Origin of the sequence: Serratia aquatilis (genome assembly GCF_044865145.1) — a bacterium.
GTDB lineage: Bacteria > Pseudomonadota > Gammaproteobacteria > Enterobacterales > Enterobacteriaceae > Chania > Chania aquatilis.
Genome location: NZ_CP173186.1, coordinates 3,185,122 through 3,199,046, shown reverse-complemented (window position 1 = coordinate 3,199,046; position 13,925 = coordinate 3,185,122). Strand labels below are relative to the sequence as shown.

Annotated in this window: 7 protein-coding genes, 1 tRNA gene and 1 pseudogene; 7 read left to right on the top strand and 2 right to left on the bottom strand. The window is 47.0% G+C overall.

All coding sequences use genetic code 11. The annotated features are described in order from the left end of the window. Window positions 1-153 precede the first annotated feature (153 nt). The 6 genes and pseudogenes from SAQUA_RS14570 (at window position 154) to SAQUA_RS14545 (ending at window position 7,796) form a co-directional block, all read left to right on the top strand. Window positions 154-231: transfer RNA gene (locus SAQUA_RS14570), tRNA-OTHER, on the top strand. Between the two features lie 182 nt (window positions 232-413). Further along, a pseudogene (locus tag SAQUA_RS14565) lies at window positions 414-619 on the top strand (Arm DNA-binding domain-containing protein); the annotation flags it as partial. 905 nt (window positions 620-1,524) lie between these two features. Further along, window positions 1,525-2,433 carry a dihydrodipicolinate synthase family protein gene (locus SAQUA_RS14560; protein WP_380677065.1) on the top strand — a complete coding sequence of 303 codons (909 nt, stop codon included), beginning with the start codon at window positions 1,525-1,527 and terminating at the stop codon, window positions 2,431-2,433. A gap of 15 nt (window positions 2,434-2,448) precedes the next feature. After that, the gene (locus tag SAQUA_RS14555; protein WP_380677067.1) at window positions 2,449-4,416 is read left to right on the top strand and encodes a YjhG/YagF family D-xylonate dehydratase; all 1,968 of its coding nucleotides are present in this window, start codon (window positions 2,449-2,451) and stop codon (window positions 4,414-4,416) included. Window positions 4,417-4,781: 365 nt separating this feature from the next. Continuing rightward, on the top strand, window positions 4,782-6,161 hold the full coding sequence (locus SAQUA_RS14550) for a glycoside-pentoside-hexuronide (GPH):cation symporter (RefSeq protein WP_380677069.1): 1,380 nt from the start codon (window positions 4,782-4,784) through the stop codon (window positions 6,159-6,161). Window positions 6,162-6,173: 12 nt separating this feature from the next. After that, window positions 6,174-7,796 carry a glycoside hydrolase family 43 protein gene (locus SAQUA_RS14545; RefSeq protein ID WP_380677071.1) on the top strand — a complete coding sequence of 541 codons (1,623 nt, stop codon included), beginning with the start codon at window positions 6,174-6,176 and terminating at the stop codon, window positions 7,794-7,796. Between the two features lie 16 nt (window positions 7,797-7,812). On the opposite strand, the gene SAQUA_RS14540 is transcribed toward SAQUA_RS14545, so the two are convergent. Further along, the gene (locus SAQUA_RS14540) at window positions 7,813-8,583 is read right to left on the bottom strand and encodes an IclR family transcriptional regulator (protein WP_380677073.1); all 771 of its coding nucleotides are present in this window, start codon (window positions 8,581-8,583) and stop codon (window positions 7,813-7,815) included. 806 nt (window positions 8,584-9,389) lie between these two features. On the opposite strand from SAQUA_RS14540, the gene SAQUA_RS14535 reads away from it, so the two are divergent. After that, window positions 9,390-11,474: a glycosyl hydrolase family 28 protein gene (locus tag SAQUA_RS14535; protein WP_380677075.1), complete on the top strand. Its 2,085-nt coding sequence runs from the start codon at window positions 9,390-9,392 to the stop codon at window positions 11,472-11,474. Window positions 11,475-11,799: 325 nt separating this feature from the next. Here the strand turns inward: SAQUA_RS14535 and SAQUA_RS14530 are convergent, their stop codons facing one another. Continuing rightward, window positions 11,800-12,663 carry a hypothetical protein gene (locus tag SAQUA_RS14530; protein ID WP_380677077.1) on the bottom strand — a complete coding sequence of 288 codons (864 nt, stop codon included), beginning with the start codon at window positions 12,661-12,663 and terminating at the stop codon, window positions 11,800-11,802. Window positions 12,664-13,925 lie beyond the last annotated feature (1,262 nt).

Sequence of the window (13,925 nt, the reverse complement as noted above, 5' to 3'; positions counted from 1 at the left end):
TTAAAAGATGCTCTTGGCGGGTCTGCTGGCATCTTGTAGACTGATTACGGGTGCTACACACAGGCTATCCGTGTGTAGCAAAATCGGATTAACAATTTGCATCTGTGAGTGGGTTTCAAGTAGCGAGAATAGAAAGGCAACCGGTTGATTACCGGAGGAATATCCGAGTGAAAGGGTTTTAAACCGTCGACGGGAAACCGTTCCAGAGTTCGAATCTCTGCTCCTCCGCCATTTATTCCTCTAGTAATGTCTCCTAAAGTCTACAAAACCCACAGCCAGCAAGGCTTAAAGAAGAAATTCACTATCCCCTCGTCTACTGAAATCTACCTAAATCTACTCAGGGTTATGCATAGTTTTGTGTATAGTTTTCTGTTCTACAGGCGTTCTACACATCCGTTAGGAAAACTATACACATACCGCCGCTTTCCGACCTCCAAATCAAGCGTTCCAAGTCTGAAGCCAAGACTTACAGCATAACGGACGGGTTTGGCTTATCACTCATCATTGAACCCAATTGCTCTAGAGCTTGGCGTTTCCGCTATCGCTTTGCCGGAAAGGCGAAGATGATTTCCTTGGGACATACCCCTTGGTTTCCCTAGTCGATCAGACAGAACGCCAATGTCGGATATTCCCAACTGGCGGGCAATAAACCAATGTACGTTAACCTGTGCAGTTGTCAGATCACTTTATTCAGTTAAGTGCCAAAATCGGTAGCTGACCAGATGTTGCCATGACCCATCAGTGTTCAATGAGTCAATGTAGGCTGGGTCAGACATTTTCGCTTAAGTCCTGAAACCTCGGGCGACCGCTCAGTTCTAAGTTGCCGCGGTAAAACGGCGCGCATTCTGTGGTCAATGTTAGTGAAGGGAACGGAATATCGACCTGGAACTACCCATTGAGACGAGCTCAAAGGGCGCTTCTGGGTCAGTAAAGATAAAAATCAGTCCGGCAGTTGCAAGGTAACAAATACATTTCAAGGCTTTGTAATATACGGTTTGAGTGATTTTCAGACCAGGCGCGAGCCACCTCTTCCAGCGTATTATTCACCTTTCTGGCCTGTTGCATGTTTCGGCCCAATCCGACCATCGATTACGGTTTTAACCGATCACTGATTACGGTCTTATCCGATCAAATTTGGTCTTTCGCCGAAATCGATGATCTTGATCCCGTAATCGATGCTTCTGAATCCGAAACCCAGCGTTTTCTGTTGATAAATCAATAGGTCGACTACCAGAAGCTTCCTTTACCTCCGCAGCATCACATTCGGAATGGTGACACTTTGAAACAAGCTATCATTACTACCTCCTATTACTGCCGCGCGCTCTCTCTTTTTTGCCGTCATGCCAGAACAGTCGACACTCATTTGTGATCCAGCCTAAAAAATCAACCATTGTCCCGTTCGAGGAGGTTTACGTCGGCGTTGAGGGTGATTAGTATCTTAAAATATAAATAAGAACACTGTTCTATAATGTAGAACAAAATAATTAATGATGCTATTCACACCGCGCAACCTAAGGAGATCTCATGCCGCAAACTGTTAATTTTTCGGGGATAATTCCGCCTGTTTCGACTATTTTCACTTCAGATGGTCAACTCGACAAACAAGGAACTGCAGCACTTATTGATGACCTGATTGCTGCAGAAGTCGATGGGCTTTTCTTCTTGGGCAGTGGAGGGGAGTTCTCGCAGCTCTCCGCTAAAGAGCGCAAAGAGATCGCCGAATTTGCCGTGTGCCATGTTAATCGGCGTGTACCTGTATTGATTGGCACCGGAGGCACCAACGCCAGGGAGACGTTGCATCTGAGCCAGCACGCTGAAGCTAGCGGGGCGGATGGCATTGTGGTGATTAATCCTTACTACTGGAAAGTCTCGGAACAGAATCTGATCGATTATTACCAGCAGGTGGCTGATAGTGTGACGTTGCCGGTGATGCTCTATAACTTTCCAGCGCTGACAGGGCAGGATCTGACACCTTCGTTGGTTAAACGGCTGGCTGATACCCGTGAAAACATTGTCGGAATTAAAGATACTATCGACTCGATCGCCCACCTGCGAGCGATGATCATTACGGTGAAGTCTGCCCACCCTAATTTCTGTGTGCTAAGTGGTTTTGACGATCATTTGTTCAACACGTTACTGCTTGGTGGTGACGGTGCTATCTCCGCCAGCAGTAATTTTGCTCCACAGCTCTCAGTATTGTTGCTGCGAGCTTACCGCTCGGGTGATCTTGATCTGGCAGCAAAATACCACCAGACACTGCTGCAAATTCCACAGATCTATCAGTTCGACACACCCTTTGTGAATGTTATTAAAGAGGCCATCGTACTCTGCGGTAGAGAGATTTCTACATGGACATTACCGCCCTCACGGCCACTGGCGCCGCAATCCCGTGCGCGGTTAAAACAGCTCCTTGAGCAACTTGAATTGTGTTGATGGGGAAAACTGACTATGTCACTTGAGAACCTGTTTACCGCCCAGGATGACTATTTTTATGCTATCCGCACCCATGCGTCTGGTCCCGAGGGTGCATTACCGTTGACACCGCAAATGCTGATGGAATCGCCCAGCGGTAATCTGTTCGGTTTAACACAAAACGCGGGTATGGGCTGGGATGCCAACAAACTTACCGGGAAAGAGATGCTGCTGTTGGGAACCATGGGGGGGATCCGTCACTCAGATGGTCGGCCTATCGCTCTTGGCTACCACACTGGGCATTGGGAAATAGGGTTGCTGATGTCAGCCGCTGCTAAAGAGGTCACGCGGCTTGGTGGCATTCCCTTTGCCGGGTTTGTCAGCGACCCCTGCGATGGGCGCTCACAGGGCACCCATGGCATGTTTGACTCTTTACCTTTTCGCAATGATGCCGCGATTGTGTTCCGCCGTCTTATTCGTTCATTACCCACGTGCCGGGCGGTCATCGGGGTCGCGACCTGTGATAAAGGATTGCCAGCCACTCTGATCGCACTGGCTTCAATGCACCACTTGCCCACCATACTGGTACCGGGTGGGGTGACGCTGCCTCCCACTGTAGGTGAAGACGCCGGTAAGGTTCAAACCATAGGTGCCCGCTATGCCAATCACGAACTCTCACTTGAGGAAGCCGCTGAACTGGGGTGTCGGGCCTGTGCTTCACCGGGTGGTGGTTGCCAGTTTTTGGGCACTGCCGGGACGTCTCAGGTTGTTGCTGAAGCGCTGGGGCTGGCTTTACCTCACTCGGCGTTAGCGCCATCTGGTCAGGAGGTGTGGCTGGAGATTGCGCGTCAGTCTGTCCGCGCGGTCTCCGCCTTGGATGAAAAAGGGATCACCACGCGTGATATTCTGACGGACATGGCTATCGAAAATGCCATGGTGGTGCACGCCGCTTTTGGTGGCTCGACCAATCTACTGTTGCATATTCCGGCAATTGCCCACGCTGCGGGTTGTAAACTTCCCGATGTAGAACACTGGACGCGGATAAACCGTAAAGTCCCGCGTCTGGTTAGCGTTTTGCCCAATGGCCCGGAATATCATCCTACCGTACGCGCCTTCCTGGCAGGTGGCGTTCCTGAGGTGATGTTACACCTGCGAGAACTGGGCTTATTGCATGAAGAGGTCATGACCGTAACGGGGAAAACTCTGGGTGAAAACCTGGACTGGTGGGCCACGTCAAAACGGCGACAAAAATTCCGCCAATGCCTGAGGGATCAGGATGGGGTCAGCCCTGATGATGTGATTATGTCGCCAGGATTGGCCAAAGCCAAAGGGTTGACGCCGACCATCGCTTTCCCAGTTGGCAACATTGCGCCTGAAGGCTCGGTGATTAAAGCGACTTCAATTGATGCGACGGTGGTGGACAAAGACGGTGTTTACCGCCATACCGGTAGAGCTCGGGTGTTTGTAGCAGAAAAACTGGCGATCAATGCGATTAAGAATGGTGACATTCAATCGGGCGATATTATGGTAGTGATCGGTGGCGGGCCATCAGGAACCGGCATGGAAGAGACATATCAGCTCACTTCTGCATTGAAACATCTCTCTTGGGGGAAAACGGTCTCGCTGATAACCGATGCCCGTTTTTCTGGCGTCTCGACCGGAGCATGTCTGGGGCATATCGCCCCAGAAGCATTGGCAGGCGGGCCAATTGGCAAGCTGCGCGATAATGACATGATTGAAATTATTGTCGATCGGTTGACCCTCAGTGGCAGTGTAAACTTTATCGGCAGTGAAACTCAGCGTGTCACGCCTGACGAAGGGCGTGAAATTCTGGCGGCGCGTCCGCCGCATCCGGCCCTGCATGCACATGATTTCTTACCCGACGATACCCGGTTATGGGCAGCATTGCAGGCGGTCAGCGGAGGAACCTGGAAGGGATGTATTTATGATACCGATAAAATTATTGAGGTCATTAATGCTGGGAAAAAAGCGCTGGGTATTTAAGTGTAGATTGGCTGCGTAATTTATTATCGGGTATTATTGCCCGGTAATAAACTCATTTCTCAATCAGAGAGTTTTCGACTTATTGAAAACTCTGCTTTTTTACATCTGAATATTTTAAGTAATATTGCATGAGTTATCTAAAGTATTCAAGTGTTGGTGTTATCACAAAAACTAAAAATCATAATTATCAAATTAAATATTGTCATTGTTGAAGTTTGCCTGAAATTCCTATTATTGCATCGTCAAATAGATAATGAGTAAAAGCACTACCAAGGGTTTTTTACAAAGTGCTGGCTGTTACGTTTTCTCATTTTGTAGATACCTCCGTTGACATTCAATGCCACATCATAAGTGGGGGGTTAGAAATGCAATTAACCATGAAAGATAAAATCGGCTATGGGTTGGGTGATACCGCCTGCGGTTTTGTCTGGCAGGCGACAATGTTTTTATTGGCCTATTTCTACACAGATGTTTTTGGACTTTCAGCAGGGATTATGGGAACGCTGTTCCTCGTTTCCCGGATTTTGGATGCAGTCACCGACCCGTTGATGGGATTACTCGTTGACAGAACGCGTACGCGTCATGGGCAGTTCCGTCCCTACTTGTTATGGGGAGCAATTCCTTTTGGCGTAGTTTGTGTTCTGACTTTTTATACGCCTGATTTTTCACAACAGGGAAAAATAATCTATGCATCAATTACTTATATATTGTTAACGCTAGTTTATACTTTCGTTAACGTGCCATATTGCGCTATGCCTGGTGTACTAACGGCAGATCCCAAAGAACGACATGCGTTGCAATCCTGGCGTTTCTTCCTCGCAGCAGCAGGTTCGCTGGCGATTAGCGGAGTAGCCTTACCATTGGTCTCTATTATTGGCAAAGGGAACGAACAGGTCGGTTATTTCGGTGCTATGGGCGTATTGGGTTTAAGTGGCGTCGTATTACTTCTCATCTGTTTTTTTAATACCAAAGAACGCTACCAATTTGAGGTTCAACCAAATTCATCGGTGTCAAAAGACCTTAAGTTACTGTTAGGTAATACCCAATGGCGAATAATGTGTGTGTTCAAAATGATGGCAACTTGTTCTAACGTGGTGCGCGGCGGGGCTACTCTTTATTTTGTCAAATATGTTATGGACCATCCTGAGCTTGCCACGCAATTTTTGTTATACGGCAGTATAGCCGCCATGCTGGGTTCGCTGTGCTCTTCACGGCTTTTAGGCCGTTTCGATCGCGTTACATCATTTAAAGGAATTATTGTTATTTATTCATTGCTTAGCATACTGATATTTTTGACCCCAATAGAAAATATAGCCATGATCTTCGCGTTGAATATTGTGTTCCTGTTTGTCTTTAATACCACCACACCATTGCAATGGTTAATGGCGTCAGACGTGGTCGATTATGAAGAGAGCCGGAGTGGGCGTCGTCTTGATGGTCTGGTGTTTTCAACCTATCTGTTCAGCCTGAAAATAGGCCTCGCCCTGGGGGGAGCACTTGTTGGCTGGATCCTGGCGTTTGTGAACTATTCTGCCAGCAATACCGTCCAGCCCGACAACGTATTATTCACCATCAAAATACTGTTCTGCATTGTGCCGGTCGTGCTGTATGTGGGGATGTTCATCATGCTCTCCTTCTACAAACTGACCAGCCAGCGGGTGGAAGAGATAAGCCAGGAACTCTTAAGAGGCCGGGCGCGGAAAGAAGAAGAGCGTCTGGTTGCTGCTACGGCGACATCGAACTAAGGGAGACATGCTATGTATCAGATTCAAAACCCGATCTTAACTGGATTTAACCCCGATCCTTCATTGTGTCGGCAGGGGGAAGACTATTACATTGCTACTTCGACTTTCGAATGGTTCCCTGGTGTCAGAATTTACCATTCACGGGATCTTAAGCACTGGTCGCTGGTCAGTTGCCCTCTCGACCGCGTCTCGATGTTGGATATGAAGGGCAATCCCGATTCCGGTGGCATTTGGGCCCCTTGCCTGAGCTATGCGGATGGCCTGTTCTGGCTGCTATACACCGATGTGAAGGTTGTGGACTCTCCGTGGAAAAACGGTCGCAATTATCTGGTGACCGCTCCATCGATTGAAGGGCCGTGGAGTGAGCCCATCTCGATGGGGAATGGTGGTTTTGACCCGTCGTTGTTTCATGACGATGATGGGCGAAAATACTACATTTATCGCCCGTGGGGGCCGCGTCATCACAGCGATCCACACTGCACGATAGTGTTACAGGAATATTTTCCGCAGCGGCAGGCGCTGTCCCCTGAGCGAAAAACTCTGTTCACCGGTACAGCCCTGCGCTATACCGAAGGCGCACATCTCTATCGGCAAGGCGGTTATTACTATTTGATGGTAGCTGAAGGGGGAACCAGCTACGAGCATGCCGTAGTGGTGCTGCGCTCGCGAACCATTGATGGCCCATACGAATTGCACCCGGACGTTACCATGATGACCAGTTGGCATCTTCCGGAAAACCCATTGCAGAAGAGTGGCCACGGCTCATTGCTGGAAACGCACACCGGCGAGTGGTACATGGCCTATCTCACCAGCAGACCGCAGCGCTTACCTGGCGTGCCACTGCTTGCTTCCGGTGGGCGCGGATATTGTTCATTGGGCCGGGAAACCGGAATTGCACGGATCTACTGGCGCGATGACTGGCCGTGGGTTGAGGGGGGGAAACAGGCCGCAGTAACGGTTGCTGGCCCGCAAATGAAAGAGCAGGAAGCGGTAGTGGAAGCGTGCTGGTGTGACGATTTCGATTCTGCTGTGTTGAATCCTCACCTGCAGACGTTGCGCATTCCTTTTGATGAACAGCTGGGTTCTCTCACCGTGCGTAAAGGATTTCTGCGCCTGTACGGCAATGATTCTCTGATCTCCACCTTTACCCAGTCTACCGTTGCCCGTCGCTGGCAGCATTTTGCCTTCCGCGCCGAGACGTGCATGCAGTTTTCCCCGCAACATTTTCAGCAAAGTGCGGGTTTAACCTGTTATTACAACACCAAAAACTGGACTTACTGTTTTGTTGACCGGGAAGAGGGGGTTGGAAGAACGCTCAAGATAACGCAGTTGGATCGCAACGTACCCAGTTGGCCACTGCACGAAACGCCAGTTCTTGTACCTGAGGATGTTGAGACAGTTTGGCTAAGGGTAGACGTGGAGCCGCTTCACTATGGCTATAGTTATTCGTTTGATGGTGAGCACTGGCAACCGATCCCGTTGCGGTTTGAGTCATGGAAGCTTTCAGACGATTACATCGCCGGGCGAGGCTTCTTTACCGGGGCGTTTGTCGGCTTACATTGCGAAGACATCAGCGGAGACGGTTGTTACGCGGATTTTGACTACTTCAGTTACCAACCAGCGGCTGAACAATAACCTGTTGCCGGATGGGCTATCTTGGTGATGTACCGGGATAGCCCAGTTCGAGCGATAGCTGGTATCCCGTCTCTTGAAGTAGTTGACGATAATGCATCAGTTCACTGTCATTCACCCGCGAGATCAGCGTAGACAGGCTCAGGGCGGCAATGACTTTTCCTTCGTGATCCCAAACGGGTACCGCAACGCAGCGCACACCCGGTTCATTCTCTTCGTTATCGATGGCGTAATGCTGCTGACGGACCTGAACCAGCGTTTCCAGCAATGCAGCTCGCGATTGGAGGGTCGCTTGGGTATACAGGGTATAGTCATAGTCCAGTAGTAAAGAATCACGCTCTGCATCGTTCAGCCAGGCAATCAATACTTTACCCATTGCGGTGGAGTGAATGGGCAATCGCCGCCCAATGCGTGAATAAGCGATTGCCGCCTGCTTCCCTTCAATTTTTTCAATATAAACACCTTCGCCTCCTTCCAGGATCCCCAAATGTGTGGTTTGCCCCGTTTTTAGCGAAAGGTCGGTAAGCCAACCTTTGGCCTTTTGCCGAATATCCATCGATGCGACAACGAAGTAGCCACGCTCGACCAGTTTCATACCAAGACGGTATTTTTCATTTTCGCGATTCTGGTCGATATAACCGTGCAACTGCAATGTTTTGAGAATTGAGTGTAGGGTACTTTTACTCAGCCCCATCAGCTTGCTGATCTCGGTGATTTTTAGCTCTGTCGTCTGTTCATTAAAAAGATCCAGGATCTTCAAAGCGCGTTCAATGGATTGAATTATTGGCATATGGGATCCTGTATTCGGTAAAATAATTCACGTTAAAGTACTATTTTTATTGTAAAAAATCAATTTAACCTATTTACACTGCCAGTGTGAAATGCTGGCAGGTAGCGACGGGGCTTTAGCTGCGGCTGCATGCTTGAGGCATCATTTTACTTCCGTCAGGGGAGATCCGTATTTTTGCATTATGCCAAGTGATCCCTCAGGAAAACGGTGAGCACATCTTTGGGGGGATCTCAGCGAGTGGAACGCGTTGTGTGATATCTGCTTTTGCGATACTTACGCTGGGATAACGGTTTAACACGCCCTTTACTTGAACAAAAAACGTTCATAGCACTGCCCTGATAGTGATCCTTTTGCTAAAAATTTAGCGAGTTGGAGGTAAAAACTTGAGCTCTGTCGCGAAAAAAAGATAACAACATGCTTTAATGAAACGATGTTTTATTATTTGTGGTATTTTGTTTTTCCTGCTTAGTTAAGAGGGGTTTATAAGTGGGTGTGATGGGTGGGATATTTCTTACCTAGTGGTTGCCGGTAAAACCATATTTTTATTTTCACTTTTAAATAGGTGTGAAAAAACGTTTTTTTGAGAATGCGATAATATTTCGTAGGGTTTTTTATTCTATTAAAAAAGTACTCTGATGTTGTTGTGCTGTTAATTTTACTTTTAACCTTTTTCTAAAAATTTGTTATTACGTCTCGCCCTGAATAATTTGCGTTGCAGGTAGAAAGTTATGGCGCGCGGATTGGAAGGTAACGGATATAAAAGAAGAGGGCTCTTAGTGCGTGATAGTCATCATACAGGAGGTTGCATGTTTTATTCTTTACCCAAACCAAGTCTGACTCTCGGTGCCGTTGTGGTTCTCAGTGGCTTACTGATGGGATGTGATAACGCTTCAAACAGTGATAACGTTTCGAACAACAGTAACTCTTCGAATAGCAATAACTCTCCGAACAACAATAACGGCTCGGACAACAATAACACTCCAGATAACAACAATACTTCGGGTGGTGGCGACAACAACGTTGTAGATCGTTCTAAGGCACCGCAGAAGGTGCAGGTGCCCACTCTGGCCTTCGATGAGGGCAGTGTGGTTTTAGTCTGGGAAAAACCGGAGCAATATAGCGATATCAAAGATTACAACGTTTACGTGAACGGCCAACTGATTGGCAGCGCTAATGCCAATCACGATCTGCACTCACCAGCCAAACCTTATATTGATAATTTTTATCAGCATATCGACAGCGAAGATTGGCACACCAAGATTGGTCTGCATAACTTTACGGTGACCGGCTTAACACCAGCAACCGAATACAGTTTCACCGTCCGTGCAGTTTATGCCGATGGTAAAGAGTCGGTAGACAGCGAAACTGTGAAACAGCAAACCACGGCCAAGCCCTATCTTATTGACGTAAAAGACTTTGGGGCAAAAGGCGATGGGGCGACGCTGGATACGGCTGCGATCCAGAGTGCCATCGATGCTTGTACGCTTGAGCGCTATTCTCAGGGCTGTAAAGTGCAACTGACTGAAGGCATATACAAATCCGGGGCGTTGTTCCTGCACAGCAACATGACCTTTGAAGTGGCCGAAAATGCCGTGCTGCTGGGTTCTGCCGATGCGGCTGACTATCCGTTGGAAAAGGGGTATACCTTGTATCCTTATACCTCACCAGCACCGCTGCCAAAACGCCCGCCATCGCTGTTGAACGTATTGGAAGCGAAAGATCAAGGCAGCACCCATGCGGGGACTTTTGAAAATATCCGTATCGTGGGTAAAGGCACTATCGATGGCAATGGCTGGACGCGTGGCATCAGTGCGGGCGGTGTAGATGAGATCGCCGATGAAGTCGGCAATAAATTGCCGCAGTACCGCGCCAGTAAAGAAGACAAAGTTCACAACGACGGTATTCTGGCGAAGTCTCAGGTTGCGGTTGCCGTGGATGAGGGGATGTCGTTGACAGAGGCGTACAAAAACCGCCGTTCCAGCCTGATGACCCTGCGCGGTATCCGTAATTTGTACGTTGATGGCCTGACAATCCTCAACCCGGCGTTCCACGGTGTGATGGTGCTGGAGTCTGAGAACGTGGTGATGAATGCGTTATCGCACACCACCTTTGATGCCAACAACGCCGACGGTATTGAGTTCGGTAATAGCCAGAATGTGATGGTATTCAATAACTTCTTTGATACCGGCGATGACTGCGTCAACTTTGCCGCGGGCTTTGGTGCTGGCGTGCAGGAGTTTTCTCAGAAAGCGCAGAGCGGTGCCTGGATCTTCAATAACTATTTCCGTAACGGCCATGGTGCGGTGGTGGCGGGGAGTCATACCGGTGCATGGATTGAAAAGATCCGTGCAGAAGATAATGTGATGTACCTCACTTTTGTCGGCCTGCGTATGAAGAGCCGCCCTTACTATGGCGGTGGTGCGCGTGACGTGTTGTTCCGTGATAATGCGATGGTAGCAATTAACGAACAGCCGTTTGTTTTCACCATTAAATATGCTGCTGATGTTAATGACACAGTGCCCGCCAGCGAGCCTGCACAGTTCCGCGACGTGACGGTGAAGAACGTGACGATCGACGGAACTAGCAAGAAAAACAGTATTCTGGTTGACGGCATGACTGTTGCCGAGATGGAGAGCGCTTACGGTTTTGCTTTTGAGCGCGATGCTTTCCATCGTGGGTTACATTTCGAAAATGTGAAATTCAAGAATACCAAAGCGACAGATATCTCATTTCTGAGAGATAGCCAGTTCAATCAGGTGGTATTCGAAAACGTGCCAGCGGCATGGAAATTCATGCAGGCACAAGCTATCATCTTGAAAGACAGCGCTAACGATGATGTGGTTAACGTCTCTGGGGATGAAGTGATAACGCTTGAAGCCGCGACTGAGTAGTGAAGGTTATCCCCGTGCTTTTGGCGCGGGGTTTAATCCGACTAAATCACGTTGCTACTCGGATTCTTTCCTTGGTCCGTGATTAGGCGATGGCCTGGCCAAGCATAGGCGAAGGTGCAAAACTGCCTATCGTAACAAAATCAATGGATACTCAATTTCGTTACAGGCTAGCACCAAACGTTCTGCTCCACGCTCCAGCAAGGCTGTCGCCAATTCCTGTAGCAGTTCGTTATCCCCTGTTTTACGGGCGAAAACAGCGTCCTAAGTTCCAATTCATTCGGTAATTACTGGTTCCTTTGCTCTTGTGCAGTGCCCGCTCAAAGACTCATTTACAGAAGCCGGGTTGATATTGATAAACCCAGTTAGTTTTCATCATACTCTCAGGTGCAGCCCATTTATTCATGTCAGAAATTGTGCTCATTATTTTTTCTGCACCACTTAACGATTCGGCAGAAAATTTACCCGTAGGTTCGGTAATTTTGTAAGATAGCTCAACTATTACCGGTTTGGTTTCATCAGTTACATACCAGATTGATAAATCAAATTTAAATGACTGACCATCTAATTTCAGTTCGGGCCCTTCAAATGAATGTTCAATGATAGAAAGGTTGCTGACTTTAGCTAATGCTCCTGTCTGTTTGAAATTTAGCTCTAAATCAGGGAAAAGCTTATCGAGTGACTCAATAGAGTCAAGAGGCTCAGTACCCACTGTCTGTTTGGTGGAAATTGAATACACCACTTTACCTGGAACGATATCAGTTTCAACCTTGCTTGATGAATCAGGGGAGGCCCCTGCCAAGGTAACACCCTCTAATTCAGCCAAAGTATTGGTGCGGCGCTTCATCATTATTTCACGCTTGCTGCTTTTTACCTGAATACGTTCACGAACCACATAGTTATCAGCCTTTAATTTACACGTTCCTGGCGTGTCATAAAACGAAACAAGACGCACTTTATCGGCTTTAAATTCTTTCTTAACGGTATCCGCTAAGCCTTGTTTTTTTAGCTCTGTGTTGAAATCATTCAAAAAGTTTTCGGTTTGATTTTTAGCTTGATCTTTACCACCAGAGAAATGAGCTGGATCGAGCAATATTTTATATTCGCGACTCTCTATCAGCGGTTCAGCTTGCACCATGCCAACAAAGAGTGCAGGTAATAAAATCGGAGTAATTAATGTCTTTACATGCATAACAACAGCTCCTTTATTGTTAAGACTAACTAAATTAATATGCACTCGAGCGTGTTTGGCGTATATACCCTTCATACTTCAAGTTGCTTGGGTGTTGGCCGCGCTTACTCACCCCAGTCACATAGTTATCTATGCTCCTGGGGCCTCGCAAGCTTGCCGCGTTACTCGGCCCAAAATTGGGCCTCGCCCCTACGGGGCCAGCGCAAGCGCTGTTCAAAAACGCATTGTGTTTTTGTCAAGCAACTCGAATTTTTTTGGGTATAGATCCTCGTTGTTGCTTTCTTATACTGTGAAATAATCAGCTTGATATTAATTTAAATTCTATTAGCTCATTAAGGAAAGATTATGTCAATATGCTTTTTTATTGTATTTTAAAATAAAAGGCATAAGATATCTTTATAAGTTGATTTTTAAATTAAATGCTTTTCCATCAGAGAGATAAATTCCGCTATTCAATTCGGCTATTTTTGGTGCTAACCGTTGATAGATAATATTCTACTTTTTCATGGCAATATCGACGGAAATAATAATGGTCGCCATGTTTTTTATTCTGATGGGCTTTACCTTGCACGATTGAAAACTGATTGTATCACTCTGGTTCTGTGGTATCTGGCTTAAGCAGTCAGGTCGGTATGCCCGAATACCTCTTATCAGCGTCGCCGTTGCTGAAGCCACCTAAGGGAACCCACGATCAGTATCGTGCCCCATGATTTAGCGCCTGATTGTTTGCCAGTGGCAGTAAGCCATTGACGATAGTTTCCTCTATCCACGCGCTACCAATGACTCGCTGGGGTAAGAGTGCAGGCATTAACAAATGTAGGCTGTTCACTAATAGAGTTAAAAAAATTAATATTATTTAATCAAATAACATTAATGACTTATATTTTTTTATCAGTAGTTACACTGTGGCTTATTAAACCGTTTTACACACCTAAAAAACCCCAATAATCGATATTATTATCTAATTTAAGTTGTTTTTGTGGAGTATTTGGCTATGTTGCTATTTTATATAGAGTAAAGTTCCAACTTGGGGTTTATTGAACTGCCAGACTGGCGTTTTAAAAGTAAAACTATTTAAAATCATTGTGTTAAGTTTGTTTTTTTGCTCTAGGCATATTATTGACAATAGCGGGTTATTAATGAATATTAACGAGGCTCAGATATAGACTAACGATGAAGGGATGGCTCTGTTACTGTTTTATCTGTGAATGATAGTCACGCGAAGGTGAGCGTTTTTTATGTATACTCGTCATACTTCAAGC